The 25682-nt window shown below is 71.2% G+C and carries 26 protein-coding genes; 13 read left to right on the forward strand and 13 right to left on the reverse strand.

What is annotated here, in order from left to right:
- Positions 1-42 precede the first annotated feature (42 nt).
- From VFE05_06860 to VFE05_06880, 5 genes are all read right to left on the reverse strand, one after another.
- Entirely contained in the window at positions 43-507 is a 465-nt protein-coding gene (locus tag VFE05_06860; GenBank protein HET6229784.1) for a cytochrome c maturation protein CcmE, read from the reverse strand.
- A gap of 142 nt (positions 508-649) precedes the next feature.
- On the reverse strand, positions 650-1078 hold the full coding sequence (locus VFE05_06865; GenBank protein HET6229785.1) for a hypothetical protein: 429 nt from the start codon (positions 1076-1078) through the stop codon (positions 650-652).
- A gap of 70 nt (positions 1079-1148) precedes the next feature.
- Complete coding sequence (locus tag VFE05_06870; GenBank protein ID HET6229786.1) at positions 1149-1565, reverse strand: hypothetical protein; 417 nt, start codon at positions 1563-1565, stop codon at positions 1149-1151.
- A 198-nt stretch (positions 1566-1763) separates the two neighbouring features.
- Complete coding sequence (gene glpK / locus VFE05_06875) at positions 1764-3254, reverse strand: glycerol kinase GlpK (protein HET6229787.1); 1491 nt, start codon at positions 3252-3254, stop codon at positions 1764-1766.
- 196 nt (positions 3255-3450) lie between these two features.
- Positions 3451-4062 carry a Maf family protein gene (locus VFE05_06880; GenBank protein HET6229788.1) on the reverse strand — a complete coding sequence of 204 codons (612 nt, stop codon included), beginning with the start codon at positions 4060-4062 and terminating at the stop codon, positions 3451-3453.
- A gap of 181 nt (positions 4063-4243) precedes the next feature.
- Here VFE05_06880 and VFE05_06885 point away from each other — a divergent pair, with 181 nt between their 5' ends.
- Complete coding sequence (locus VFE05_06885) at positions 4244-4933, forward strand: hypothetical protein (GenBank protein ID HET6229789.1); 690 nt, start codon at positions 4244-4246, stop codon at positions 4931-4933.
- Here the strand turns inward: VFE05_06885 and dtd are convergent.
- Complete coding sequence (gene dtd / locus VFE05_06890; GenBank protein HET6229790.1) at positions 4896-5333, reverse strand: D-aminoacyl-tRNA deacylase; 438 nt, start codon at positions 5331-5333, stop codon at positions 4896-4898. The two genes, VFE05_06885 and dtd, sit on opposite strands and share 38 nt — an antisense overlap.
- Positions 5334-5476: 143 nt before the next feature.
- Between dtd and VFE05_06895 the strand changes: the two genes are divergently transcribed.
- From VFE05_06895 to VFE05_06905, 3 genes are all read left to right on the forward strand, one after another.
- Positions 5477-5968 carry a mobile mystery protein A gene (locus VFE05_06895; GenBank protein ID HET6229791.1) on the forward strand — a complete coding sequence of 164 codons (492 nt, stop codon included), beginning with the start codon at positions 5477-5479 and terminating at the stop codon, positions 5966-5968.
- A complete protein-coding gene (locus VFE05_06900) occupies positions 5961-6563 on the forward strand; it encodes a mobile mystery protein B (protein HET6229792.1) in 603 nt (200 codons plus the stop codon). Before VFE05_06895 ends, VFE05_06900 begins: the two co-directional genes overlap by 8 nt.
- A 122-nt stretch (positions 6564-6685) precedes the next feature.
- Positions 6686-7201, forward strand: a complete 516-nt coding sequence (locus VFE05_06905) for a hypothetical protein (protein HET6229793.1) — start codon at positions 6686-6688, stop codon at positions 7199-7201.
- A gap of 155 nt (positions 7202-7356) precedes the next feature.
- On the opposite strand, the gene VFE05_06910 is transcribed toward VFE05_06905, so the two are convergent.
- Genes VFE05_06910 through VFE05_06925 form a run of 4 tightly spaced genes read right to left on the reverse strand, consistent with a single transcriptional unit; the run spans position 7357 to position 11916 of the window.
- The gene (locus VFE05_06910; protein HET6229794.1) at positions 7357-8217 is read right to left on the reverse strand and encodes an ABC transporter permease; all 861 of its coding nucleotides are present in this window, start codon (positions 8215-8217) and stop codon (positions 7357-7359) included.
- On the reverse strand, positions 8214-9314 hold the full coding sequence (locus tag VFE05_06915) for an ABC transporter permease (protein ID HET6229795.1): 1101 nt from the start codon (positions 9312-9314) through the stop codon (positions 8214-8216). Before VFE05_06915 ends, VFE05_06910 begins: the two co-directional genes overlap by 4 nt.
- Positions 9311-10882 carry an ABC transporter ATP-binding protein gene (locus VFE05_06920; GenBank protein HET6229796.1) on the reverse strand — a complete coding sequence of 524 codons (1572 nt, stop codon included), beginning with the start codon at positions 10880-10882 and terminating at the stop codon, positions 9311-9313. Before VFE05_06920 ends, VFE05_06915 begins: the two co-directional genes overlap by 4 nt.
- The gene (locus VFE05_06925; GenBank protein ID HET6229797.1) at positions 10879-11916 is read right to left on the reverse strand and encodes a BMP family ABC transporter substrate-binding protein; all 1038 of its coding nucleotides are present in this window, start codon (positions 11914-11916) and stop codon (positions 10879-10881) included. The genes VFE05_06920 and VFE05_06925 overlap by 4 nt, the downstream gene beginning before the upstream one ends.
- A gap of 596 nt (positions 11917-12512) precedes the next feature.
- Here VFE05_06925 and VFE05_06930 point away from each other — a divergent pair.
- From VFE05_06930 to VFE05_06940, 3 genes are all read left to right on the forward strand, one after another.
- Positions 12513-13844 carry an MFS transporter gene (locus VFE05_06930; protein ID HET6229798.1) on the forward strand — a complete coding sequence of 444 codons (1332 nt, stop codon included), beginning with the start codon at positions 12513-12515 and terminating at the stop codon, positions 13842-13844.
- Positions 13845-14093: 249 nt separating this feature from the next.
- Complete coding sequence (locus tag VFE05_06935) at positions 14094-15302, forward strand: PPC domain-containing protein (protein HET6229799.1); 1209 nt, start codon at positions 14094-14096, stop codon at positions 15300-15302.
- Positions 15303-15493: 191 nt separating this feature from the next.
- On the forward strand, positions 15494-16735 hold the full coding sequence (locus tag VFE05_06940) for an MFS transporter (protein HET6229800.1): 1242 nt from the start codon (positions 15494-15496) through the stop codon (positions 16733-16735).
- 70 nt (positions 16736-16805) lie between these two features.
- On the opposite strand, the gene VFE05_06945 is transcribed toward VFE05_06940, so the two are convergent.
- From VFE05_06945 to VFE05_06955, 3 genes are all read right to left on the reverse strand, one after another.
- Positions 16806-16973 (reverse strand): hypothetical protein, encoded by a 168-nt coding sequence (locus VFE05_06945; GenBank protein ID HET6229801.1) that lies wholly within the window; start codon positions 16971-16973, stop codon positions 16806-16808.
- A gap of 415 nt (positions 16974-17388) precedes the next feature.
- Positions 17389-18093 carry a hypothetical protein gene (locus tag VFE05_06950; GenBank protein HET6229802.1) on the reverse strand — a complete coding sequence of 235 codons (705 nt, stop codon included), beginning with the start codon at positions 18091-18093 and terminating at the stop codon, positions 17389-17391.
- A 165-nt stretch (positions 18094-18258) separates the two neighbouring features.
- The gene (locus tag VFE05_06955; GenBank protein HET6229803.1) at positions 18259-18996 is read right to left on the reverse strand and encodes an isoprenylcysteine carboxylmethyltransferase family protein; all 738 of its coding nucleotides are present in this window, start codon (positions 18994-18996) and stop codon (positions 18259-18261) included.
- Between the two features lie 407 nt (positions 18997-19403).
- On the opposite strand from VFE05_06955, the gene VFE05_06960 reads away from it, so the two are divergent.
- The 6 genes from VFE05_06960 to VFE05_06985 all read left to right on the forward strand — a co-directional run bounded on the left by VFE05_06960 (position 19404) and on the right by VFE05_06985 (position 25486).
- Positions 19404-20546 carry a glycosyltransferase gene (locus VFE05_06960; protein HET6229804.1) on the forward strand — a complete coding sequence of 381 codons (1143 nt, stop codon included), beginning with the start codon at positions 19404-19406 and terminating at the stop codon, positions 20544-20546.
- Positions 20547-20762: 216 nt separating this feature from the next.
- A complete protein-coding gene (locus tag VFE05_06965) occupies positions 20763-21113 on the forward strand; it encodes a hypothetical protein (GenBank protein ID HET6229805.1) in 351 nt (116 codons plus the stop codon).
- Positions 21110-21808, forward strand: a complete 699-nt coding sequence (locus VFE05_06970; GenBank protein ID HET6229806.1) for a phosphatase PAP2 family protein — start codon at positions 21110-21112, stop codon at positions 21806-21808. The genes VFE05_06965 and VFE05_06970 overlap by 4 nt, the downstream gene beginning before the upstream one ends.
- A gap of 195 nt (positions 21809-22003) precedes the next feature.
- The gene (locus tag VFE05_06975; protein ID HET6229807.1) at positions 22004-24490 is read left to right on the forward strand and encodes a TonB-dependent receptor; all 2487 of its coding nucleotides are present in this window, start codon (positions 22004-22006) and stop codon (positions 24488-24490) included.
- Positions 24491-24885: 395 nt separating this feature from the next.
- Positions 24886-25242, forward strand: coding sequence for a hypothetical protein (locus VFE05_06980; protein ID HET6229808.1), 357 nt, complete (start codon positions 24886-24888; stop codon positions 25240-25242).
- A 79-nt stretch (positions 25243-25321) separates the two neighbouring features.
- Positions 25322-25486: a hypothetical protein gene (locus VFE05_06985; protein ID HET6229809.1), complete on the forward strand. Its 165-nt coding sequence runs from the start codon at positions 25322-25324 to the stop codon at positions 25484-25486.
- The last annotated feature ends 196 nt before the right edge of the window (positions 25487-25682 follow it).

The following is a 25682-nucleotide window of genomic DNA, read 5'->3' on the forward strand; positions in this document are numbered from 1 at the left end:
TGATGAGGAGGGCGACCCAGAGCGCGACCTCGCCGATCTGCGTCACGACGCCTGCCCCATGCCCTCGTCGTTGCCGCGCGGGTCGGCGGCGCCCGGGGGCGAGCCCACGCCCTCGTAGCGCGAGCCGCACTTGGTGAGCACGTTGCTGGCCTCGAACACGCCGGACGCGGTCAGCTTGCCCTCGGCCACCACGTCGCGGCCCTCCTTGAACGTGTCCGGCAGCGGGCCCTGGTAGTGCACGGGGAATCGCGTCTTGCCCGTGGCAATGTCCACCACGTCGAAGCGCAGGTCCAGCGTGCGCTGGTCGAAGTGCACGGTGCCCGGCACCACGCGCCCGCCCACCTTCACCCCCACCTCGTGCATCGATGCGTCCGCCGTGATCTTCGCGGCCAGCTCGTTGGGCGTGTAGTAGTACACCATCGAGTCACGCATGCCGGTGACCATGAGGTACCCGATCACGCCGGCCACCACCAGGGCTCCGGCAACGAACTTGGGCTGTTTCTTCACGGGACGCGCGCCTCCAGCGGGTGTGGGTTGCCGCGGCGGAATATAAGGGCGAACGGGGTGCCGTGAAAGTGTTTGCCCCACGCGCCGCGGCGGGGAGCGGGGCGCGTGGGGCAATGCCTTTCGGGCGCGGCGGGGGAATCCCCTACGCGATGCTGCGGCCGGCCGTCGCGCCCTGCAGCGAGCGCGGGGGGCGCAGCTCCACGCGAAGCTCCCAGCGGCAGTTGCGGCAGTTCACCGTGTGGGGGCGCTTCATCCGCCCGGTCTCGGTGAAATCCTGCTCCGTGCCGCACTTGGGGCACACGCCGTGGAGCGAGACCAGCGTGCGCTCCTCCGTCCATCGTGCCCACGCGAGCATCGCCCCCACGATGAAGACGATCGGGGGCCAGATGATGTGCGGCGGCACGATGAAGGTCAGCGGCGACAGCAGGCACATCGCCGCATACTTGAGCGCGCCCGCCTTCCGCCACTGGGCGGTGCGTTCGATGATGCGCGCCTGCGCCTCCGTCACCTCGGGCCCGGGATACGTCAGCCACACGGGCCTGTCTTCGGCCGCTCCTTCTTCTACGCTCATCTGCCTCTCATCTCCTGCGCTCGACGGAGCGCTTGCGTCCCGCGCCTCACATCTACCGTGCCCGCCGGTGTTACCGCGCCTGGTTGGCGACGACGACGGCCGAGCCCACGCCGGCCGCGTCCCACGCCAGGTCCAGGAACGACGGCTGGCCCACGGGATCGCGGCGGTCGTGCAGCTCCTTCGCGACGCCCAGCCCCAGGCCCGCCGCCGCGCCGATCGCGACGCTGTTCCGGTGGCCCGCACCCGCCAGCCGCGCCGTGGTCTGCGCCAGCGCGGTGGCGATGAACGAGACGAAGTAGTGCTTGAACTTGTCCTCGCCGAACAGCCGGTCCGGCGCGTGCTTCGGGTCCGGCCGCCGCGGACGGTTGAAGAAGTTCTCCGGCTTCTTGCGCACCGTCGTGTCGCGCGGCGTCGTGTCCGCATCCACTCTCCACCGCGGACGGCCCACGAGCGGCGGCGCGGATGCGAGCAGCCGCGCATCCATCATACGAAGATCGGGGGACGAATTCAATGGGTTCCCATATACCGTAACCCTGCCTCCGCTCCCGCCGATGGGCGTGATCGCCGCGGGACGGGACGGATTCTCCGGCACCGAGGCGAGCGCGCTCGGCACGCAACGAAGCAACGAGGTGTCGGCGCTCGGCGCCACGGCGGCGAGGCAGAGGGCGATCAGGCAGGGGTTCATTCAGTCTCCTCCGTGGGCCCAGGCGCGTGCGGCACCGACCGCGCGGCGCCATCCGGCCAGCCATTCGCCGCGCGCGGAGAGGTCCGCCGCGGGCTGGAACACCGTCTCATCGGGCCGGGCGGCGTGGAAGTCCTCCGGCGTCTTCCAGAAGCCGGTGGCAATGCCCGCCAGCCCGGCGGCCCCGCGCGCCGTCATCTCCACCATTGCCGGGCGGCGGACGGGCACGCCCAGCACGTCCGCCTGGAACTGCATCAGCCAGTCGTTGGCCGTGGCGCCGCCGTCCACGCGCAGCTCGGGCAGCGGCACGCCGCCGTCGGCCTCCATCGCATCGGCGACGTCGAGCGTGGAGTACGCCATCGCCTCGAGCGCGGCGCGGACCAGGTGCGCGCGTCCCGTTCCGCGAGTGAGGCCGACGATGGTGCCGCGCGCGGCAGGCTCCCAATGCGGTGCGCCGAGGCCGGTGAACCCGGGCACGAAGTACACGCCGTCGTTGCTCTCCAGCGACCGCGCCAGCGCCGCCGTCTCGTCCGCGTGGCCGATCACGCCCAGCGCGTCGCGCAGCCACTGCACCGCCGCGCCCGCGATGAAGATGGAGCCCTCCAGCGCGAACGCCCGCTCGCCGCGCGCGCCGCAGGCCGCCGTCGTCAGCATGCCGTGTGCGGACTCCACGCGCTTGTCGCCGGTGTGGACGAGCAGGAAAGCCCCGGTGCCGTACGTGTTCTTCCCTTCCCCCGCCGTCCAGCAGCCGTGCCCGTACAGCGCTGCCTGTTGGTCGCCCGCGATGCCGGCGACGGGGATCTCCGCGCCGACCGCGCTGCCCTCCGTCGTCCCGTACACCTCGCTGGACGCGCGCACCTCCGGCAGCACCGCCGCGGGCACGCCGAACAGGTCCAGCAGCGCCGGGTCCCACGCGCCGCTCTCCAGGTTGTAGAGCAGCGTGCGGGACGCGTTCGTCGGGTCGGTCAGGTGCAGACGGCCGCCGGTGAGCTTCCAGACGAGCCAGGTGTCGATGGTGCCGGCGGCGAGCTCGCCCGCCTCGGCGCGCTTGCGGGCGCCGGGCACGTTGTCCAGCAGCCACGCCAGCTTCGTCGCGCTGAAGTACGGGTCGAGCACCAGTCCGGTGCGCGCGCGGACGTCCGGCTCCTTCCCCTCGGCCTTCATCCGCCGGCACACGTCCGCCGTGCGCCCGTCCTGCCACACGAGCGCGCGGTGCAGCGGCTCGCCCGTCTCGCGGTCCCACAGCACGACGGTCTCGCGCTGGTTGGTGATGCCGATGGCGGTCAGCCCCGCGGCCGTCGCGCCGGACGCCTTCGCCGCGGCGCGGGCCACGCGCTGCGTGATGCTCCAGATCTCGTTGGCGTCGTGCTCCACCCAGCCGGGCTGCGGAAAGTGCTGCGTGAACTCGTTGTAGCCGCGCCCGCGCACCCGCCCGTCTGCGTCGAGGACGAGCGCGGTCACGCCGGTGGTGCCTTCGTCGATGGCCAGGATCATGGGCGCGGCGGTTGGGTTGAGCCTGCTCGGGAGATGCGCATCATCCGACGCCGCGCATCACCTACATCTGGCCCGGCGGCCGATCGGATCAGGCGTCGATTCGATCGATCAGACCGGACCTGCTACACGCGATCCACTCGACGACGAACAGCTCGGTGGATGCGCGGACTTGGACGATCCCGGCCGATGCGCGGCATCAGCCCGCGACGAGCTTGCCGAAAGCGTACCGCCAGCCGAAGCGCTCGATCAGCCGCAGCATGCGCACGACGGGCAGGCCCATCACGGCGAAGTAGTCGCCCTCGATGCCTTCCACGATCGCGCTGCCGAAGCCCTGGATGCCGTACGCGCCCGCCTTGTCCATCGGCTCGCCCGTGTCCACGTACGCCTCGCACGTCGCGCGGTCCAGCATCGCGAATCGCACGCGCACACGCTCCAGCCCGCTCTCGACACGCTCTCCGCGCGCGACGGCGACGCCGGTGCACACCTCGTGCTCGCGCCCCGAGAGGCGCGTGAGCATCTCGATAGCGTGGGCGCGGTCGCGGGGCTTGCCCAGCACGTCGCCGTCCACGACCACGATGGTGTCCGAGCCTACGACCAGCGCGTCCGGCCGGCCGACGGAGATGGTGAGCGCCTTCTCGCGGGCCAGTCGCTCGGCGTGCGCGGCGGGCTCCTCGTGCTCGAAGTAGCTCTCGTCGATGTCCGCCGGCAGCGTCTCGAACGTGAGCCCCAGGCGGCCGATGAGCTCCGCGCGGCGCGGCGACTGCGAGGCGAGGACGAGGGGCGGCGGCGTGTCGTTGGTCTGCGGCATCGGGACGGTCGCGGGGCTGTTCGGGAGATATATGGACGGCCGGCAATCTACCGCGCCCTGGCCCGGCGCCACAACGCGGCGCGGCACGCCGGATGCGCCGAACCCGTCGCGGCATCTGCTTCATACGTCCTCATCGCCAGGAACGGACCGCCGCACTATCCACCCGCATCGACAATCCATCATGCCTCGCACGTACTCGATCGCACCTGTGCTCGCCGTCGTGCTCGCCCTTGCTCCCGCCGCGCAGACGGCACACGCACAGATCGCCCGCGCCCCTGCCGTCGGGCTCGCGCGGATTCAGGACCCGCACGACGACGACAGCACTGCGTGGTCGCCAGATGGACGCCTGCGGGCGGAGGTCCGCCGCACCGGCCCCGCGTTCACCGGCACGCAGAGCGACGCCATCCGTGCGGAGCTGTGGATCGTGGACACGCGGACGGGCACCGCGCGCCTGCTCGTGCGCGGCCACGCGAGCGACGATCCTCACACGCGCCTCGTTGGCCTGAACACGCCCCGCTTCTCGCCCGACGGCCGCCGCGTCTACTTCTCCGCCGATGGCTGGGTCACGTCGGGCGCCATCCACGCCGCGGACGTTGCGACGGGACGGACGCGGTACGTGGCACCGGGGACCCTGCTCGGCGTCGTGCGCGGCGGGTCCCACGCGGGCCAGCTCGTCGCAGCGCAACACCGCTACTTCGCGCAAGGCGGCTCGTTCGACTGGGCGTGGCTGCTCACCCCGCAGGGCGCGGACGTGGCACCCATCGGCGAAGAGGTCGAGCCGTTCCTCGCCTACTTGGAAGATGAGGCGGCGAGCCCTGCGCATCCGCAGCCCGCTACCGCTCCAGGATCAGCGTCACCGGTCCATCGTTGACGAGCTCCACGTCCATCATCGCCCCGAACTCGCCTGTTTCGACCTGGAGTCCGGTACCGCGCAGGAGGGCGATGAAGCGTTCGTAGAGCGGGATGGCGACCTCGGGCCGCGCGGCGTCCACGAAGCTGGGGCGGCGGCCTTTCCGAGCGTCGCCGTACAGCGTGAACTGCGAGACAACCAGGAGAGTGCCGCCATTTTCGGCAACGGAGCGGTTCATCTTCCCCTCCTCGTCCGCGAAGATGCGCAGGCCGACGACCTTGTCGGCCATCCACGCCAGCGTCTCCTCCGTATCCGCCGCGGTGAAGCCGGCGAGCAGCAGCAGCCCTGCCCCGATCTGCCCCGTCACCCGACCATCCACCGTCACCTTCGCCCGCGACACCCGCTGAAGGACAATCCTCATCTTCTCAACTCCTATTCTTAAGATCTTACCTGTCTTACACTTCAGCCACGTGAGAAAAATCACAACCAACGTATAGCTTGATTATTCGGCGTAGAGAATTAATCTATACGTTGATTTTCGTCACGTGAGATGAAAGGGATACGTTGAGTGTACCGAAGCCGCGCCGTTCGGCAAGCAGGCTGGACCGGAAGCAGATCGACCGGCGTTTCGAGAAGCTGCGTCCGCACGCCGCAACGTTCAAACCACCCCGAGGCGGGTGGATTCGCGCGTTGCGCGCCGCGCTCGGCATGCGGCAGCGGGACCTGGCCGCGAAGCTCGGCGTGACCGCCCAGGCAGTCGCGCAGATGGAAGCCAGGGAGGAAGAAGGCAGCGTGACGGTGGGCGCACTTCGCGAGGCGGCGCGGGCGATGGGTGCGGAGCTTTTCTACGTGGTGCTGCCGGAGCGGTCGATCGCGTCCACGCTCGACGAGAGGGCCGGCGCGCTTGCACGCGCCATCGCCAGCCAGGTGCACCACTCGATGCGGCTGGAGGACCAGGCAACGGGAGACGAAGAGCGCGAAGCACGCGTCGCCGAGATCAAGGCGACCCTGCTCCAGACGCCGTCGCTGCTCTGGGCCGCTCGGACCAATGCGTGAAGATACGCTTCCCGAAGGCGCGACGCCCCTGGATCCGGACGAATCCGAGGGGCTGATCCCGGCGCACATCATCACCCGTGCGGAGCTGAACGAGGCGGAGGAGGCGAACATCGCGCAGGGGTACGCGTGGGGAGTCAAGGCCGTGCGGCGCCGCGACCCGCTGGACGAGAGCTTCGTGTACGAGCTGCACAGGCGCATGTTCTCGGACGTGTGGGAATGGGCGGGCACCGTGCGCAGGTCCAACAAGAACATCGGCATCGACCGCTTCCACGTGCGTCCGGCGGTGCGCGACCTGATGGCGGACGCGGTGGTGTGGCGCGCGTCGTCGGTCTATCCGCCGCCGGAGATCGCGGTGCGGCTGCACCATCGGCTGGTCGCGATCCACCCGTTTCCCAACGGCAACGGCAGGCACGCACGCGTGATGGCCGACCTCTACATGATGCGCGAGGGGCTCCGGCCGCTCCCGTGGGGCTTCTCGCAGGGCTCCCTGGCCACGACGGGAACGATCAGGACGGACTACATCACCGCCCTGCGAGCGGCGGACCGCGGAGACACCGCCCCACTCGTCGCGTTCGCCGCTGGCGAGGTGAGCTGACCGATGCATGGCTCCAGAATCAGCCCGTGCATTTGCATCGGCGTCCTCGCACGTGGATCTTCTGCGCTCTCCCGTGCCGATCACGACCGGCACCTACGGTACGAATCTGCGGGTAGAGACAGATGAGCACAGACGGTGGATGGGCCGAGGCGGCGGAAGGGATCGCGGGCGGGCTGATGGATGCGGCGCGCCGGTTCGCGCAAGCGGTGGAAGGCGCTCTCTCCGCCACCGACATGGAGCCGGTGGACGAGCCGGCCGTGCGGCCGGCCGTGTACGACGAGACGCTGGCGCTGCTGCTCCACGTGGCCGACCGGTTCGCGTACGACCGCCTGCCCGCGCAGCGCGCGGAGCTGATGCAGGCGATGCTCGCGTCGGTCGGGCAGGTGCAGGCGATGCAGGCGCGCGACCCCGCGGCGTTCCGCGAGCGGTTCAACGAGCGGCAGCGGGAGATGGCCGCCTGGCCCACGCTGCTGCCGCGGGAGGGCGCATCTCTGGCTGGCTCGGTACCGTGGGAGTGGGCGAAGGCGACCGCCTCACGCTTCGCCGCCGAGGAGCCCGCCCGCATAACCGCGCTCACCGTGGTCGCCACGGACTGCGTGGTGTTCATCGCCCGCGTCTTCGCGGCGCTCGGACTGTGATGGCCTAGCGCTCCGGCGTCGACGCTGTCGCCGTCCCGCTTCTCTGCGGCTCGGACGGCGGCCATCTCCCAGTGCGTTCGAAGGGCCCGAGCGAAAAATCGTCCGGGCCCTTCGTGCGTCATCTGCCGCTGATGCTCATCCTCGTCTTCCCCGCTCTACTCGGACGCCTTGCCGAGGGCGGCGGGCGGGTTGGCGCGGCCGACGATGCCGGCCAGGGCAACGATGGTGAGCACGTACGGGATCATCCCCACGAACTGCGACGGGATCGCCTCAACGCCCTGAAGGCGGATCTGAAGCGTCTCCGCCGCGGCGAAGAGCAGGCAGGCGATTCCCGCGCGGATCGGGTCCCATCTCCCGAAGATGATCGCGGCCAGGGCGATGTAGCCGCGGCCGGCGGTCATCTGGTCGGTGAACTGGTGCTGGTCCAGCGCCAGGTACGTGCCACCCAGCCCCGCCAGCGCGCCGGAGAGGATCACGGCGATGTAGCGGACGCGGTTCACGGGGACGCCCAGGGAGATGGCAGCCTCCGGATGCTCGCCCACCGCGCGCAGCCGCAGACCGTACGGCGTGCGGTACACGAGCCACGCCACCAGCGGGATCACCAGCAGGCCGATGGGGATGAGCGGCGACGAGAAGAAGCCGTTGCCGGAGAAGGCCTCGATGCGCGGCGAGTTGGACGAGCTGCCGAACGCCAGGCGCAGGAAGAAGCGCGTGATGCCCACCACCAGCAGGTTGATCGCGATGCCAACCACCACCTGGTCCGCCCGGTAGCGCAGCGAAGCCACCGCGTGCAGCAGGCCGAACACGGCGCCGCCCAGCAGCCCGCACAGCACGCCCACCCAGGCGTTTCCGCTGTAGTAGCTGCCCAGCGCGGCGGAGAAGGCACCGGAGAGCATGAAGCCCTCGAGCGACAGGCTCACCACGCCGGAGCGCTCGGCCAGCACGCCGCCCGCCGCCGCGAAGAGGTACGGTACGGCGATGCGCAGCGTCTGCGCGAGGAACGCGAGGATGGTCATGCCTCCACCCTCCGCGAGGCGCGGAGCAGGCGCCGGACCTCGGGCACCGAGACGGCGACGGCGAGGATGACGATGGCCTGCAGCACCTCCACCATCTGCTTGGGCACCAGGGCGTGGATGGCCAGCCCGCCCTGCGACAGCGTGGCGAAGAGCAGCGCGGCGACCACCACCCCCGCCGGGTGGTTGCGGCCCACGAGCGCCACGGCGATGCCCAGGAAGCCGGCGCCGCCCGCGAAGCCCTCCTCGTAGTAGTGCTTGTAGCCCAGCACGTAGTTGATGCCGCCCATCCCGGCGATGGCGCCGGACACGGCCAGCGCGCGAATCCACACGCCGCCCACGCTCACGCCGCCGAACTCCGCCGCCTCGGGCTGGAGGCCCACCGCGCGCAGCTCGTAGCCACGGCGCGTGCGGAAGAGGTAGAACGCCATGCACGCCGCGGCGAGCAGCGCCGCCAGCATGGTCCAGTTCGCGGCCGAGCCGTGGAAGGCGCCGAACTGGTCTGCCAGGCGCGACACGGCGCCCGCGCGGATCTCCGGCGTGTGCAGCGTCTCCGGCACGTGCAGCTTGGCGGCGACCACGTAGTTGAGCAGGGCGAGTACGATGAAGTTGAGCATGATCGTCACGATCACCTCGTGCGCGCCGAAGCGGGCCTTCATCACGCCGGGGATGGCACCGCACAGGCCGCCCGCGAGCGCCGCCGCCAGCAGGCAGACGACGACGGCGATGATCGTCGGGAAGCCGGCCGGGAGCCAGAGGCCCGCCAGCGCCGCCGCGAAGCCGCCCGCCGCGAGCTGGCTCTCGGCGCCGATGTTGAAGACGCCCGCGCGCAGGCCCAGGGCGACCGCGAGGCCGGTGAAGGTCAGCGTCGTCGCCTTGTACAGCACCTGCCCGGCGCCGTACGAGTTGCCCCAGGTGCCCTCCAGCAGCAGCCGGTACACCGCCGCGGGCGACTGCCCGAAGCTGAGGATGAGCAGGTCGCCGATGACGAGCGCGATCAGGAGCGCGACCACGGGCGGGAGGAGCGTCTCCTCCAGCGTGGTGCGGAAGGCCGCGCCGCGGGGGCGCGCCGGGCTCGCGGGGAGCGCGGATGTGGTCATGCGGGGTCCCTGTCGTGGGCGCCGGTCATGTAGCGGCCGAGGACTTCCTCGTCGGCCTGGGAGCGGGGCAGGATCGCCGCCAGGCGTCCGCCGTACATCACCGCGATGCGGTCTGCCAGCGCCAGCACCTCGTTCAGGTCGGCCGAGACGAGCAGCACTGCCTTGCCCGCCGCGCGCGCCTCGCGAAGCTGCCCGTGGATGAACTCGATGGCGCCCACGTCCACGCCCCGGGTGGGCTGCGCCGCCAGCAGCACGCGGAAGTCGCGGCCCATCTCGCGGGCGATCACGACCTTCTGCTGGTTGCCGCCGGAGAGGGCGCGCGCCGGCAGCTCCGCGTCTGCCGGACGGATGTCGAAGGTGCCGATCTTCTCGGCCGCGTTGGCGGCCAGGCGGTCGCGGTCCAGCACGCCGCCCGCGCCGGTGAAGCGGTGCTGCTGGCCGAGGACGAGGTTGTCGGAGATGGAGTAGTCCAGCACCAGGCCGCGGCGGTGGCGGTCCTCGGGGATGTGCGAGAGGCCGGCGTCGCCGCGGCCGCGAACGCCGGTGCGCGTCACGTCCGCCCCGCCGATGCGCACCTCGCCGCCCTGCGGCACGCGCAGCCCGGCGATGGCCTCGATCAGCTCCGTCTGCCCGTTGCCCTCCACGCCGGCGATGCCCAGGATCTCCCCCGGCGCCACGTCGAACGACACGCCGTCCACCACGGTCACGCCGCGCGAGTCGCGAACCGTCAGCCCGCGCACCTCCAGCGCCCCGGCCTCCGTCGATGCGAAGGAGGGGCCGCCTTCCGGCCGCACGTCCGCCGGGAGGAGGACGTCGCGGCCAACCATGGCGCGGGCGATGGCGGAGGGCGAGGTGGACCGCGTCGCCATGCGCTCCACCGTCCGGCCGTGGCGCATGACCGTCACGTCGTCGCTGATCTCCATCACCTCGTCGAGCTTGTGGGTGATGAGGATGACCGTCCCCCCGTCGTCGCGGACGCGGCGGAGCACGCTCCACAGCTCCTGCACCTCCAGCGGCGAGAGCACCGCCGTGGGCTCGTCGAGCACCAGGACCTTCGCGCCGCGGAAGAGCGTCTTCAGGATCTCCACCCGCTGCGCCTCGCCCACGCTCAGGTTGGAGACACGGCGGTCGGCGGGCACGCGGAGGCCGGAGCGCTCGCTCAGCGCCCGCACGTCCTCTTCCGCCTTGCGCAGGTCAAGCATGCCGCTGCGCGTGGGCTCGCGGCCGAGGACGACGTTCTCCGCCACGGTGAGCGTGGGGACGAGCATGAAGTGCTGGTGCACGATGCCCACGCCCGCCGCGATCGCGTCCGCCGTGCTCCAGCCCGTGACGTCGCGGCCGAAGATGCGGACGGAGCCTGCGTCAGGCTGGAACATGCCGCCCAGCACGCGCATGAGCGTGCTCTTGCCCGCGCCGTTCTCGCCCACCAGCGCGTGGATCTCGCCCGGCATCACGCGCAGCGAGGCGCCGCGGTTGGCCTGCACGGGGCCGAAGGCCTTGGCGATGGCGTCCATCTCCACCGCGGGCGCGGCGCCGGGCTGCCCGGCCTGCATAGTCGCTTCGCTCATTGGCCGTTGGGAACCTTGATGCGCCCGGCAATGATGTCCTGCCGGATCTGCTCGACGCGCGCACGCACGGCGTCGGGGATGAGCGAGCGGTTGTGCTCGTCGTACACGTAGCCCACTCCGTTCTCCTTGAGGCCGAACGAGCGCACGCCGCCGCGGAAGGTGCCGTTCTTGGCCGTCTGGATCGCGTCGAACACCGCCGCATCCACGCCCTTGACCATGCTGGTCATCACGTGGCCGGGCGCCTCGCTGTACTGGTCCGCGTCCACGCCGATGGCGTAGTTGCCCGTCTGCCGCGCCGCCTCGAAGACGCCCAGGCCGGTGGAGCCGGAGGCGTGGAAGATCACCTTGGCGCCGGCGCCGTACTGGCTCAGCGCCAGCTCCTTGCCCTTGCCGGGATTGCGGAAGGCCTCGGGCGTCACGCCCGCGTAGCCGGAGAGGACGCGGCAGTCCGGGCACACGTACTTGACGCCCGCCCGGTAGCCCGCCTCGAACTTGTGGATGAGGGGGATGTCCATGCCGCCCACGAAGCCGACCGTCTTGGACCCGCCCGCCAGCGCGGCGAGCGCGCCGACGAGGAACGAGCCCTCCTCTTCGCGGAACTTGAGCGCCTCCACGTTGGGCGGCGGCGGCAGCGGGTTGCCGGCGGAGTCGGTCGCCACGGCGTAGTCCACGCCCGCGAAGTGGACCTTGGGATACTCGTTGGCCAGGGCGTTCAGGTCGTCGGTGAAGATGAAGCCCACGCCGATCACCATGTCCGAGCCCTCGGCGGCCAGCAGGCGCAGGCCCGCCTCGCGGTCCGACCCCTCGCCCGGCTCGATGAAGCGGACGCGCGCGGCCAGGTCCTTCTCGGCCCGGGTGCCGCCCAGGTAGGCGCCGTCGTTGAACGACTTGTCGCCGCGCCCGCCAACGTCGAACACGATGCCCACGCGCGGGCCGTTGCCGGTGCCCTCGGTAGAGGCGGCGCCGCGGCGCACGAACAGCAGGCCCAGGTGCACGGCGAGCAAGACGCCCACCAGTATCAGCAGCCGTTTCATCAGGCTCCGGGTGATTCGTTGGGCCGCCGGGAGGCGCGCGGCCGTTGCGGAAGGCCGTCGAACGCGGGTTCTCAGCGGGAAAAGCGGTGCGGACATGTGCGGAAAGCGCTTGAAGCTGCCCACGGAACGCCCCGTACGTCAAGAGCGCGCCGTCGCCGGATCGTTACGAGCGGCGCGGCATCCGTTCCGTGGAGGCAAGATGGCGGGACCTCGGCCGCACGCCGTACCCCCGCGCCGCGAGAAGTTCGCCCACCACCGCGCATCCGCCGTGACGCGTCCGCAGCGGGGGGAAGCCTCGGAAGATGTGCGTCCGCCGAGGCGCGACGGGCTGCATCGCATCTACCGAATACACGCGGTGCACGTCGGCCGGGATGCGACTTCGGGGGGGGCCCCGTCGAAGCCGGATGATGCGCGGCCGTACATCTTCCGACGGACGGTAAAGGGGGTTCGGGAGATGCGCATCTACCTGCGTTTCCGAGGGATGGGGTATGCGGATTGCGAGGCGCCGCGCATCTCCCGAAAACGATGGAGGCCGCCGGCTCCGCCACGCGCGGGGCCGCCCGCCCGCCGCACCCGCGTGAACCGCAGGAATCTCGATGCCGCCGCGCCAGCCCGTGTCCGAACCGCCGCCGCCCGCCGCCGAGAAGGGCCGCATCCACATGCTCCGGGCGCTGGGCTCGCGCAACTACCGGCTGTACTTCGGCGGGCAGGGCATCTCGCTCGTCGGCACGTGGATGACGCGGATCGCCACGAGCTGGCTCATCTACCGGCTCACCGGGTCGGCGCTCCTGCTGGGCATCGTCGGCTTCGCGGGGCAGATCCCGTCGTTCGTCATCGGCCCATTCGCGGGCGTCCTCATCGACCGCTGGAACCGCCACCGGCTGATCCTGGTCATGCAGGCGCTGGCGATGCTCCAGTCGTTCGCGCTGGCGTGGCTCACGCTGGCGGGTACCATCACCGTGGCGCAGGTGCTGTGGCTGAGCGCCGCGCAGGGCGTGATCAACGCCTTCGACATGCCCGGCCGCCAGGCGTTCGTGGTGGAGATGGTGGAGCGCCGCGAGGACCTGGGCAACGCCATCGCGCTGAACTCGTCGCTGTTCAACATGGCGCGGCTGGTGGGCCCGTCCGTCGGCGGCGTGCTGATCGCGGCGGTGGGCGAGGGCTGGTGCTTCATGATCGACGCGATCAGCTACGTGGCCGTGATCGCCTCGCTGATGGCGATGAAGCTGGGGCCGCGGAAGACCGTGGAATCGAAGCGCGGGGCCGGGCTGGCGCAGCTGCGCGAGGGCTTCCGCTACGCGTTCGGGTCGCCGCCCATCCGCACCATCATCGTCCTCCTTGCGCTGGTGAGCGTGCTGGGGATGCCGTACACGGTGCTGATGCCCGTGATCGCCAAGGCAGTGCTGGGGGGCGGCCCGGCGGTGCTGGGCACGCTGATGGCCGCGTCCGGCGTCGGCGCACTGGCGGGGGCGATCCTGCTCGCGTCGCGACGGAGCGTGGTGGGGCTCGGAAGGGTGATCCCGGCGATGACGGCGCTGTTCGGGCTTGGGCTCGCGGCGTTCTCGTTGTCGCGCGCCCTGTGGCTTTCGGTGGCGTTCCTGGTGGTGATCGGCTTCGGGTTCATGGTGCAGACCGCCGCCAGCAACACCATCCTCCAGACCATCGTGGAAGACGACAAGCGCGGCCGGGTGATGAGCTTCTACACGATGGCGTTCATGGGGATGACACCCTTCGGCAGCCTGGTCGCGGGCTGGCTGGCGGACCGCATCGGCGCGCCGGAGACCATCCTGGTGAGCGGCGCGTGCTGCATCGCAGCCGCGGCGTGGTTCGCCACCACCCTGCCCCGCCTGCGCGAGGTCGTGCGCCCCATCTACCTGGAGAAAGGCATCCTCCCCGCCGCCGAGCCGACGCCCACGTCGCCGGTGTGATGCACCGCCGCCACAGCCGTGGGCGGCGTGTGCGAACGAGCGTCCCCCGCTTCGGCTCCGAGACGCGTACAACCCGCGTGTTTCCAGTGATTTACAAGAGCAACGGATCGGAATAGGCCGGCACGTAGCTTGCCCCCTCGCGCTTCGGTTGCTACACACCCGCGTTGCAGCTTTCTCCGAGCCGTCCATCGGCCCCGTTCCTCCGCCGGCTCCCCGGCACCCGCCACACCCGCCCCCCCGGGAGGTGCCATGAACCCCACACGCTTCGCCCGCCGACTGCCGCTCGCCCTTGGCCTGCTGGCGCTGGGCGCCTGCTCCGACGCCGTCGCGCCTGCTGCGCCGGCACCGCCTGCCGCCGCCCCCCACGGCTTGGCCGAGCTGACGTGCACGGCGAACCGCGCCGCGCGGACGGTGACGTGCGGCACGCCCTCTACGGGCGCGTCGGCGAACGTGATCCTGGGCAACCAGGGCCAGTACGTGCGGCTCGCCTCCAGCAACGTCGCGGTCGTGGCGGACACGTTCGCCTTCGACGCGACGGTGCAGAACCTGATCGCGCAGCCGCTGGGCACGACGGACTGGAACACGCTGGCGCCGCACGCCGCGGGCATCCGCGTCTTCTTCGCGTCCGGCCCGACGGCGCCGGCGGGGCTGGTGACGGTGGCGAACGCGGACGGGCTGGGCACCTTCACCGCCGCGGGGCAGCCTTACTTCCAGTACGACGAGGTGCTGCCGCAGAACGCCGTCTCCGCGGCGAAGCGGTGGAAGCTCCAGCTCGGGCCCGGGGTCACGTCGTTCACCTTCCGCGTGTACGTCTCGGCCGCGCTGCCGTTCGAGGGCGGGTACGTGGACGGCCTGCCGCCGCGCCTGGTGCTGGACCCGGGCGAGACCGCGACCGTCTCCCCCGTGGTCCGCAGCTTCGTGGGTGCCGCGCTCTCGGGCCAGACGGTCGGCTACGCGTTCGACGTCTCCGGTGTCGCCTCGGCCGACGGCTCGGGGAACGTGACGGCGGGCGACTCGATGGGCGTGGCGATGATGAGCGTGTCCAGCGGCCTTCGCCCCAGCCGGGCCGCGGTGAAGGTGAACGTCTGCCCGTCGATGGAGGTGGAGGACGGGGCGGCGGTGCCGGGATCGATCGTGCCGGCGGACTGCTGGGCGCCGTTCCGCAACGGTCCGGGACCGGCGACGGACTTCTACGGCGACATCTACCGGCTCCCGCTGGAGGCGGGCCAGAGCGTGACGATCATCCTCGACACCGGGCACAGCATGGACTCGTGGCTGACCCTCGCCGGGCCGGACGGGGGCGTGGCCGCGGAGAACGACGACGCGAACCCGGCGGACGCGCTTGACGGGTCACGCATCGACTTCACCGCCCCCGCCGCGGGGATGTACGTGATCGAGGCAAGCACCTCCTCCGCAGGCGCGACGGGCAACTACACGCTGGGCGTGACGATCCACTGAGGCGTACCACCGAGCGGCCGGACGACGCAGAGGGCCCGCACCGATGGCGCGGGCCCTCTCCGCATCTGCCGGAAGTCCGATCGGCGGAATCGTCTCACGGGGGGAGCGGCGGCGGAGCGGGCGGATTGCCGCGGAAGGCCACGCGGGGTTAGCATCCCCCGTCCCGAGAACGCTTCCAGAAGCCCGAGCGAATGACCGATACGTCCGGCCGTCACGACCCTTACGTCTCCCTGCGCAACCGCAGCTTCCTCTGGTACGTCGCCAGCACCGTGGTGATCACCCTGGCCCTGCAGATCCAGGGCACCGTGGTGAGCTGGCAGGTCTACGAGATCACCCGCGACCCGCTCTCGCTGGGCCTGATCGGCCTGGCGGAGGCGATCCCGTTCATCGCCGTGGCGCTGTACGCCGGGCACGTGGCCGACCGCATCAACCGGCTGCGCATGTCGATGATCTCCATCGTCGTGCTCGTCCTCTGCTCGGTCGCGCTGCTCTCGTTCACGCTGTACCCGCACCTGATCGCGGGCAAGCGCGTGTGGCCCATCTTCGCCGTGATCTTCGTGAGCGGCATCGCGCGCAGCTTCCTGCAGCCCGCCCGCACCGCGCTGATGGCCGAGATCGCGCCGCGCGAGCACTACGCGAACGCCGTGGCCTGGCGCACGTCCAGCTGGCAGGCGGCGGCGGTGGTCGGACCCGCGCTGGGCGGGCTCCTCTTCGGCTTCTCGGGCGCGCGGCTGGCGTACGCGGTCGATGCGGCGCTCACCATCCTCGCGGTCGTCACCCTCGCGGCCGTCGCGTACACGCCCGCGCCGCTGCCCCCGCGCGAGGGCACCGTGGCCGAGAACCTGACGGTGGGCATCCGCTTCATGCGCGGGCAGCCCATCCTGCTGGGGGCGCTCACGCTGGACCTGTTCTCCGTACTCTTCGGCGGGGCGGTGGCGCTGCTGCCCATCTTCGCCAGCGACATCCTGCACGTGGGCGCGACCGGGCTCGGCATCCTGCGCGCGGCCCCCGCGGTGGGCGCGGTGCTGATGTCGGTCTACCTCGCGCACCGGAAGATGCGGCGCGCGGGCAAGCTGCTGCTGGCGTGCGTGGCGGCGTTCGGGCTCACGATGATCGGCTTCGGCCTGTCGCGCTCTTTCGCGCTGTCGCTCTTCCTGCTCGCGGCCAGCGGCATGGTGGACAACGTGAGCGTGGTCATCCGCTCCACGCTCCTCACGCTGCTCACGCCGCCCGAGCTGCTGGGGCGCGTGTCGGCCGTGAACCAGATCTTCATCGGCTCCTCCAACGAGATCGGCTCGTTTGAGTCCGGCCTGGCTGCCAAGCTCCTCGGCACCGTCGCCTCGGTCGTCTTCGGCGGGATGATGACGCTGGGCGTCGTGGGCGTCATGGCCTGGCGCGTCCCGGAGCTGGCGCGGCTGGACGAGCTGAAGTAGGGAGATCTCGGATCGGGAGATGCGCGGCGGATGGGAAGCCGCGCCAGATGAGGGGGTGCTCGGCGGGAGATCAGAACACGTCGAAGTCGTAGTACCGCAGGATCGGGTGATGCACGGCCCTGCTTCGCAGCCATTCCGTCGCCAGCACGTCCGCGCCCAGCTTGGCGGCGGCGCGGTCGAAGACGGCCCAGCACAGCTTCCCGTTGTCCCAGCGCGAGCGATACTGGAGGCCGTCCACGTCCGGGTACCTCTCCAGATCGAGCGAGCGCAGCTCCGGCAGCCGTCGTACAGGTCGTCCGCCATGTCACGGGCGTTCAGGCCGAACGCGGTGAGTCCGCGGCCTTCCAGCTGCGCGAATCGGAGGTCCGCCGCCACCCGAAGCTGCGACAGGTCGCGCTTCTCCAGCATGGAGCGCGGGATCACGCGGACCTGCCCAGGACTGCGGATCACCGTCTCGATGACGGCGACCTCGCGCGTCTCGCCCAGGTAGCAGAGGCGGTACTCGCCGCCGGGCGCATCGAAGCGGTTCGCGGGCGGCTTCCCCGCCGCCGGCCCGAAGAAGATTGGATCCAGCCGGTGCGGGTGGACCCTCCAGACCACCTCTCCGGCAGAGAGGGTGACGACCGGCGGGTCCGCGGGAAGCCGGAACGGCATCAGGCCGCGCCCTGCGCCCCGAAGCCGCGCGCCCGGTCCACCGCGATCCGCCGCGTCCGCTCGTTCCCCAGGTCTTCCAGCAGCGTGCCCTCGCGCCCGTCCGGCGCGTCGGCGGCCAGCACGAGCAGAATCGCCCACGGGTCCTCGCCCGCATCGAAAGCGGCCAGCACGTCCGGGAGCCCGTCCCGCACCTGGCCGTCGGGCGTGAACTGGAGCGCCGGGAAGCCCCACTCGCCGTTGGAGAGGGGCAGCGCGAGCAGCTTGCCCCGGCGCACCCGCTGCTTGACCGCGGGCACTGTGATCCCCAGCACCTCGGCCACCTCGCCCGAGCTGAGCGCGCCGCCCAACCGCTGTACCAGCTCCTGCTTGCGCCGCGCGCCGCGGAGCAGCCGGACCGCGTAATCGTCTCCCACCGACAGCACGGCTTCCGGGTTCATGGAGACTACCTGCGCAAGCGTCTCCACTGGCGTCTCCAGCTCCACCAGCTCCACGAGGTCGCTGACGGACATCGACTGGAGCGAGGTCCGAATCTGGCGGCCCATCCGGCGGAAGAGCGCACGCCGCAGACGGCTCTCGTCGATCGAGCCGGCGCTCTGCTGGAAGGGATCGCGGCCTGTCGTCGCCCGCGCCGGCAACGGCTCCGCGGGTCGGGAAACCGTGAGCTTCTCCGATCGTCCAAGCTTCCCGGAGATCAGCTTCGTCATCTGACCAGCCTTTCGGTTGTAACAACATCCGCGCATCTTCCACAACCACAATCTACAAACGCGGACCGGGCTCCGCAATTCCTGTGACGATCCTGCGAACGACCAAGGGGAGCCGAGCATTCCGCCCGGCTCCCCTTCTGTCAATCCAGTCCCAACCAGAAGACGCTACCGCCCTTCGACCTTCAACGCGCGCGTGTGGCGGCGGAGGGTGCGGAGGACGAGATAGGTGACCAGGCCCAGGGCGAAGACGCCCCACCACAGCGGGCTCACGTCCACCCGGCGGCGGAAGATCGCCATCGACGCGACGTGCAGGACGAAATACGCGGTGGTGATGCCGAAGACGCCGGCGTACTCGCGCTTCAGCACGGTCTTGAGCGAGAAGGGCAGCGCGGCCGGCTTCCATCCGCCCAGCCGGGGGATGAACGGCGGGGTTCGCGCGGCCCACTCCTCGTACGCGGCGCCGTAGCGGCCGCGCAGGAACTCCTCCTCGGCCAGCATGATGCGCTCGTAGTACAGCCAGAACACCAGCGCCACGATGGCCGCCATCCACCACAGGCCGGGATACATCGCCGCGCCCATGTAGATGACGAAGTTGCCCAGGTACAGCGGGTGCCGCACCACGGAGTAGATGCCGGTGGTGTTCACCTGCTCCGCGAGTTGCCCGCGCGTGTTGCGGCCGGACGTGCCCGCCGGCGCGTGGCCCACGGTGACGCAGCGGATCAGCTCGCCGATGATGGAGACGGCAACGCAGAACGCCACCCACGCGCGATGGTGCTGCCAGGTGTCCGGGTTGCGCGCCGCGGGCAGCGAAGCGATCACCAGCAGCAGCAGCACGACCGGCGGATAGCTCCGCCAGCGGAACAGCCAGTTTCCCTCGCGTACCAGCTCTTCCCGCAGCGCCAAGTCCCCCTCCCGGTCCAGTGGTCGACGTTCTCCGCCGCGCCCGTGCCGGGTACGCGGCGTGCCCCCGCGCGACCATCGAGCCCGCGGTGGTGGTGAATGCGCGCAAAGCTACACGCCGTGCGCGCCGAAGTCGAGACGCACGGCTCCTGCGCCGGTGCGAGGCGATCCGCCGGGGCGGGGATCCACGAGCGCCCGCGGCGTATCCGTCGCGGCATCGTATCGGAAGAAGACGGGTGGGGAGATGCGGGAAGGCCTACAGGGTGACGACCTGCCGCGCCGGCCGGGCGCACGTTAGCGGCCCGTAAGCCGGGCATCGGTAGAGTTCGCCATTCCACGCGCCGCCGTCTCCCGGAGACCGCAGGTGCCGGCATCCGCGCCGGCCGGGCGACGCAAGCACCCGGTGTGGCATGCGGCTATCGCTTCCGTACCTCTCGCGCCCGACCTCCCGGCAAGCCGGGGACCCGTCCGCCGCCCAGCCCGCGGAGGCGGCGCGGGGTGCCCGGCCCCTGAACGTGCTCGCCTGGCCGGCATTCTCCAACCGCGCCGGGCAGCCGTACAACTGGCTCCTGTACAGCCACCTGCGCGCCAGGGGGGTGCGGGTGGACGAATTCTCCGCCGCACGCGCTCTCGCGCGCCGCGGCTGCCTGGTGCACCTGCACTGGAGCCCCACGTCGCGGGTGCGCAGCCCCGGCTTGGCCTCGGCCGTGCTGCGGAGCGCGGCACTGGTGGCGCTGCTCGCGTGGGTGCGGGCCCGCGGAGGGCGGGTGGTGTGGACGGCGCACAACGCGGTGGCGCACGACCGCGCGCCCCGGCCGCGGCTGGAGCGGTGGTTCTGGCGCGCCTTCCCTGGGTGCCTGGACGCCGTGCTCCACATGAGCGAGCCGGCCCGCGACGCGGTGTGCGACAGGTACCCCGCCCTGCGCGGCGTGCGCGCCTTCGTGGTGCCCCACGGCCACTACCGCACCGCGTACCCCATGGAGCTCGACCGCGCCGGCGCGCGCCGCCGCCTGGGCGTCGCGGCCCGTGCGCGTGTCCTCGCGTTCGTGGGGCAGATCCGCCCGTACAAGAACGTGGCGGCCCTGCTCGCGGCCTTCGCCGCCATTCCCGACCCGGACGCGGTCCTGCTCATAGCGGGGGAGATGAAGATGGGCGGCGAGGCCGAGGCCGTCCGGACCGCCGCGGCCGCCGACCCGCGCGTGCGGCTGGAGGAAGGGTTCGTGCCCGGCGGCGAGATGCAGATCTACCTGCGCGCGGCGGACCTGGCCGTCTTCCCGTACAGCGAGGTCCTCAACTCCGGCAGCGCGCTGCTGGCCCTCTCGTTCGACCGGCCGGTGCTGGTGCCCGCGCAGGGTTCGCTGTCCGAGCTGGCGCGCGACATGGGCGCCGACTGGGTGCGCACGTACACCGGCGAGCTGGCGCCGGGCGTCCTCGCCGCCGCGCTGGAATGGGCGGTCGGCACCCGCCGCTCCCCGTCGCCCTCCATGGAGCACCTGGACTGGGCGCGAGTCGCCGAGCAGACGCACCGCATCTACACCGAGCTGCTCGGCTGACGGCGCGCATCCCTCCCGCCCTGCGCACGTCTCCCACGTCGACGGCACGTTCGGCGTTGCCCGTGAGCCAGACGCGGACGCCGGCAGGTTGCGCCGCTGACGGCGAAGACCGCGGGCGTTATGGAAACGTAAGCTCCCCAGGGATACACTTGACGTTTGCCTCCGGCCGCGCGGCGCCAGGGGCGACGCGAGCCAACGTTAACCGGGAATCCGCAGGTGCCATTCGGACGTGCAGCACCGGGCCTCGCCATGGCCGCCACGCTCTGCGCCGGAACCGCCGCCGCGCGCCTGCCGGGCTCCTCTCCCGCACCCGCCGCACCGCGCGCAGTCTCCGCCACGCCGATCGCCGCGGGCGGCATCGCCGGGTGCGGGTGGACGGCGGACGACTCCACCGGGCGGCTGCTGGACGTCGTGCCCGGCACCGTCGCGGCGCTGGGCGACGAGGCGTACATGACGGGGTCCGACGAGGATTTCCGCGGCTGCTACGGGCCGGCGTGGGGGCGGCAGCTGGCTCGCACGCGGCCGGTTGATGCGAGCCAATCCGCCACCCGCCGGGGAGCCCGATGACCACGCCGTCTCTCGACCCGGGAACCAGGCGCTTCGGCAGGGCGCACGTGGCGCGCCTGGCAGGCTGGTTCCTGGTTACGGGCGTGCCGCTCTTCGTCTTCGGCTCGCTGGCCGAGGACGTGTGGACCGCGGAAGGCTTCGCGTGGGACGCGCCCATCCTGCGCGCGCTTCACCGCTTCTCCTCTCCGGCGCACGACCGGCTGATGATCATGGCGTCGGCCCTCGTCATGTGGCTGCTGCTGCCGGTGGTGCTGGTCGCGCTGGTGCTGCTGCTGCGGCGGGGGCTGCGGTCGCGCGCCATCTTCCTCGCCTTCGCGCTCGGCGGCGGCGAGGTGCTGAACCTGGGCGCGAAACTGCTCTTCCACCGCACCAGGCCCAGTCTTTGGCTGTCGCCCACGCCCGAGACCACGTTCTCGTTCCCCAGCGGCCACGCGATGGGCTCGGCCGTCATGGTGGCCGCTCTCGTGGTGCTCGCCTGGCGCACGCGCTGGCGCTGGGCGGTGGCCGTGCCGGGCACGCTGGTCGTGCTCCTGGTGGGCGTTTCGCGCGTGTACCTGGGGGTGCACTATCCGTCCGACGTCGTCGGCGCGTGGGCCGCGGCGGTGCTGTGGGTCTCCGGCTGTGCCACCGTGTTCCGGCGCGCGCTGCGAGTGCCGGAGCCGGTGGCGGGCGAGGCGCGCCAACGTGCCGCGTGAAGAGATTGTCTATGGTGGACCGGACGGGCGCCGGCCGGGAACGCCGGAAGGCCGCCCGTGTAGCCATGATTTCGCCGAACTCCAGCCATCGCCGCGCGCCCGGTCGGGACGCGCGGTCGTGTTTTTCCGCCACTCGAGCCGGGCCGCCGCAGCCGCGTGCCCGGCAGAACCATCACAGATGAGGTGGGTCCGTTGATGAACCGCTTTACCGCCGTTCCGCTGATGATCCTTGCCGTCGCCGGAACTGCGCACGCGCAGACCGGACGCCCCGGCGGACCGCCGGCTGGCGCTCCGCCCGCCGCCGCGGCCGCGTCGCAGGCCGCGGGCGAGATCCGCGGCACGGTGCGCGACGCCGCGAGCGGAGCCGCGCTGGGCGGCGCCAGCATCGCCGTGCGCCGCTCGGCAGACAGCACGCTGGTCACCGGCGGCGTCACGCGGCCGGACGGCGCGTTCCGCATCCAGGGGCTGCGGCCCGGCGCGTACTACCTGCGCGTGAGCCGCCTGGGCTACACCACCGGCACCGTGGCGCACGCCGAAGTAACGGCGGCCGCCCCCGGGGCCGACGTGGGCGTCGTTCGCCTGTCCGCCGGCGCCGTGGCGCTCCAGGGCATCACCGCCAGCGCCGAGCGCTCCAGCACGACGGTTACGTCCACGCCCGACAAGACGGTGGTGAGCACCCGCGACATGCCCACGGTCACGGGCGGCACCTCCACCGACGTGCTGCGCAACGTGCCCGGCGTGGACGTGGACGCCGACGGCAACGTGAGCCTGCGCGGCAACTCCAACGTGGCCATCCAGATCAACGGCCGCCCGTCCACCCTCACCGGCGCGGCGCTGGCGAACTTCCTCAAGCAGCTCCCGGCCAACCTCGTGAACCGCGTGGAGGTGGTGCCCAACCCGTCGGCCAAGTACGACCCGGACGGCATGGGCGGCATCGTGAACGTGGTGCTCAAGCAGAACGCCGACCTGGGCACCAGCGGCGGGGTGAGCGCGGGCGCGGGCACCGGCGGCCGCTACAACGCCTCGGGCAACCTGGCGTCGCAGACGGGCGCGCTCACGCTGTTCGGCAGCTACGGCTTCAGCCGCGAGACGCGCAACCAGACGGGCTTCTCCTCGCGCGACCAGCACTTCGACGGCGTACCGCAGACCTTCCTGGACCAGGAGATCACCGGCGACGGCGGGCACACCTCGCACACCGTGAACGGCAGCGCCGAGTACAAGCTGGGCGATGCCGACGTGCTGTCCGGTACCGCCATGTACAACCACGGCCGCGAGTCCGGCGACAACGCCAGCGACTTCCGGCTGTTCGACGCAGGTCGCGCCCTCACCGGCAGCTACCTCCAGCGCACGTCGGGGCGCGAACTGCAGAACAACGCGGATGCCACGCTGTCGTACAAGCACAGCTTCGCCCCGCGCGACCACGAGCTCACGGCCGACCTGGACCTGAACCGCTCGGCCGAGGACGGGCTGGACACGTACGCCACCATCCCCGGTGCCACGCCGCCTCCGTCGCTGCTGGGCGACTCCCGCAACGACCTGCGCGCCGTGACCCGCCGCGCGGAGATGACGGTGGACTACAGCGCGCCGATGTTCGGCGTGCAGCTGGAGACGGGCTACAAGGGCACGCTGCGGCGCCTGGACAACGCGCTCACGGTCGATTCGATCTTCGGCGGCGCGGCGGACCCGTCGCGGCGGCAGGTCAACGACTTCCGGTACGACGAGAACGTGCAGGCCGTCTACGCGCTGCTCACGCGCGGGGCGGGCAGCCGCCTGACCCTCCAGGGTGGGCTGCGGCTGGAGCGCGCGGCCACCACGTTCCACCTGGCGGACAGCGCGCAGGCGTTCCCCAACGACTACAACAGCCTCTTCCCCAGCGCCGCGGCCACCTACCGCCTGAGCGACAACGACCAGCTTCACGCCAGCTACAGCAAGCGCATCCAGCGCCCGCGCCCGGGCATGCTCAGCCCCTTCCCGGAGGCCGAGGACCAGTACAACGTGCGGGTCGGCAACCCCCACCTGCGCCCCGAGTACACGCACTCGTACGAGCTGGCGTACCAGCGGTCGATGTCGTTCGGCTCGGCCAGCGTGACGCCCTTCTACCGGCACACGGTAGATGCGGTGCGGCGCCTGCGCACCATCGACGCGAACGGCGTCTCGGTGAGCACCTTCGCCAACGTGGCGACGGCGAACAGCTGGGGCACCGACCTGAACGCCCAGGTCCGCGCGGGCAGCCGCTTCTCGGCCACCGCGGGCGCGAGCTTCTTCAAGGTGGTCACCGACGGCAGCTCCGGCGCCACCGACCTGTCGAGCAGCGCCTTCGCGTGGAGCGCGCGCGGGAGCCTGAACTACAAGGTGCGGCCGGGCACCGACGTGCAATTCTTCGAGAGCTACCGCGCGGCCACCGACGTGCCGCAGGGGCACCAGGGCGCGTTCAGCATGGCGAACCTGGGCATCCGCCAGAAGCTGAACGAGCAGGCGTTCCTGAACGTGCGCGTCACCGACCCGTTCAACACCATGCGCTTCTCGTCCCAGAGCTTCGACACCGGGTTCACGCAGATCAGCGAGCGGCGCTTCAACTCGCGCGCGCTGTACGTGAACTTCAGCTACAATTTCGGCCACGCGCCGCGCCTCAAGCAGCCCCCGCGCGACGAGGAGCCGCAGGCGCCGCAGGGCGAGCCCTGATCGCACGACGGCACGTCGGCGATGGATGACAGAAGCGGGGACGATGGCGATGCCGTCGTCCCCGCTTTTCTTTTCGCATTGTCATCTACGGAACCGCGCTCCACGCGATGAGCATCCTCCCACGTCGGCATCTTCCGATGATGGCATTCTGTCCGGAATTCGGCCGGTCGGTTCCAGCCCAAGGCCCACACGCGATTCTTGCGGCGGCCGAATGAGCGCGCTACACTCGCAGCGATAATTGTTTAGGCGTCAAGTCTTTCGCAGCGGGACGGCGGAACGAACCGGGGCTCCTCCATGATCTTGCCGGGCGTGACGGGAGAGCGGGGTTCGCCTCACGCGCCGTAACGCAGGCGCCTTCACAAGCCATTCATCCAACCAGCCAAGGAACGAAGCCGATGAAGAAGCTGAAGCTGGAAATCGATCAGCTCGCGGTGGAGTCGTTCACCACATCGCCGGGTATGGAGGGGCACGGTACCGTGCAGGGCTTCGGCACGCAGTTCGGGCGCACCTGCGGAGCCGTCAACACCTGCGGCCCGCAGACGTGCGGCGACATGTACTGCGTGATCGACACGGGGGACGCGTGCGGCGGCACCGTGGGCTGCCCTGCTCCCACCGTGGGCTGCCAGCCGCCCAGCGGAATGCTGAGCTGCGTGGGCTGCACCACTCAGAACTACACCAACGCCGGCGGCGACACCTGCGACTTCTGCATGAGCTTCGGAAGCGACATCCCCGCGCGCTGCCCCTGCCCGTAGCCGCGCGGCGGCCACCTACCGGCGGCGGACGTTCCTCCGTCCCGGTTTTCATCTTTCCATCCAACCTTCCGGAGACACGATGCCCAAGCTGAAGCTGAACCCGGATCTGCTCGCGGTTGAGTCGTTCGACGTCGCGCCCGCCCGCCGCGAAGGCACGCCCGCCGCCGAGATCTGGCCGCAGGTGCCCATCCCCACCGGCTGGGGCGACACCTGCGTGTTCCTGGGCCCCTGCGGCACCAACTGACGCATACAGACTATCCCTCCACCTCGGACGGCTGAACGACCGCGGCCCCCGGCGAGTGATGCGCCGGGGGCCGTTCGTCTGTCCGTTGGGAAGATCCAAGCAGCTCGGATGATGCGTCCTCGAATCGACCGTGCGATCCACCGAATGGGCGGGGCAGCGCCGAACGACGAAGGGCCGCCCATCGCGACCGGCCCTT

Source organism: Longimicrobiaceae bacterium (assembly GCA_035696245.1).
GTDB lineage: Bacteria > Gemmatimonadota > Gemmatimonadetes > Longimicrobiales > Longimicrobiaceae > DASRQW01.

Excerpts from the sequence above, each read along its gene's own strand:
- VFE05_06925 (HET6229797.1), bottom strand. The coding sequence starts at position 11,916 with ATGAAACGGCTGCTGATACTGGTGGGCGTCTTGCTCGCCGTGCACCTG.
- VFE05_06935 (HET6229799.1), top strand. The coding sequence starts at position 14,094 with ATGAACCCCACACGCTTCGCCCGCCGACTGCCGCTCGCCCTTGGCCTG.
- VFE05_06865 (HET6229785.1), bottom strand. The coding sequence starts at position 1,078 with ATGAGCGTAGAAGAAGGAGCGGCCGAAGACAGGCCCGTGTGGCTGACG.
- VFE05_06915 (HET6229795.1), bottom strand. The coding sequence starts at position 9,314 with ATGACCACATCCGCGCTCCCCGCGAGCCCGGCGCGCCCCCGCGGCGCG.
- glpK (HET6229787.1), bottom strand. The coding sequence starts at position 3,254 with ATGATCCTGGCCATCGACGAAGGCACCACCGGCGTGACCGCGCTCGTC.
- VFE05_06920 (HET6229796.1), bottom strand. The coding sequence starts at position 10,882 with ATGAGCGAAGCGACTATGCAGGCCGGGCAGCCCGGCGCCGCGCCCGCG.
- dtd (HET6229790.1), bottom strand. The coding sequence starts at position 5,333 with ATGAGGATTGTCCTTCAGCGGGTGTCGCGGGCGAAGGTGACGGTGGAT.
- VFE05_06900 (HET6229792.1), top strand. The coding sequence starts at position 5,961 with ATGCGTGAAGATACGCTTCCCGAAGGCGCGACGCCCCTGGATCCGGAC.
- VFE05_06975 (HET6229807.1), top strand. The coding sequence starts at position 22,004 with ATGAACCGCTTTACCGCCGTTCCGCTGATGATCCTTGCCGTCGCCGGA.
- VFE05_06880 (HET6229788.1), bottom strand. The coding sequence starts at position 4,062 with ATGCCGCAGACCAACGACACGCCGCCGCCCCTCGTCCTCGCCTCGCAG.
- VFE05_06960 (HET6229804.1), top strand. The coding sequence starts at position 19,404 with ATGCGGCTATCGCTTCCGTACCTCTCGCGCCCGACCTCCCGGCAAGCC.
- VFE05_06870 (HET6229786.1), bottom strand. The coding sequence starts at position 1,565 with ATGATGGATGCGCGGCTGCTCGCATCCGCGCCGCCGCTCGTGGGCCGT.
- VFE05_06940 (HET6229800.1), top strand. The coding sequence starts at position 15,494 with ATGACCGATACGTCCGGCCGTCACGACCCTTACGTCTCCCTGCGCAAC.
- VFE05_06905 (HET6229793.1), top strand. The coding sequence starts at position 6,686 with ATGAGCACAGACGGTGGATGGGCCGAGGCGGCGGAAGGGATCGCGGGC.
- VFE05_06910 (HET6229794.1), bottom strand. The coding sequence starts at position 8,217 with ATGACCATCCTCGCGTTCCTCGCGCAGACGCTGCGCATCGCCGTACCG.
- VFE05_06970 (HET6229806.1), top strand. The coding sequence starts at position 21,110 with ATGACCACGCCGTCTCTCGACCCGGGAACCAGGCGCTTCGGCAGGGCG.
- VFE05_06985 (HET6229809.1), top strand. The coding sequence starts at position 25,322 with ATGCCCAAGCTGAAGCTGAACCCGGATCTGCTCGCGGTTGAGTCGTTC.
- VFE05_06980 (HET6229808.1), top strand. The coding sequence starts at position 24,886 with ATGAAGAAGCTGAAGCTGGAAATCGATCAGCTCGCGGTGGAGTCGTTC.
- VFE05_06950 (HET6229802.1), bottom strand. The coding sequence starts at position 18,093 with ATGACGAAGCTGATCTCCGGGAAGCTTGGACGATCGGAGAAGCTCACG.
- VFE05_06930 (HET6229798.1), top strand. The coding sequence starts at position 12,513 with ATGCCGCCGCGCCAGCCCGTGTCCGAACCGCCGCCGCCCGCCGCCGAG.
- VFE05_06885 (HET6229789.1), top strand. The coding sequence starts at position 4,244 with ATGCCTCGCACGTACTCGATCGCACCTGTGCTCGCCGTCGTGCTCGCC.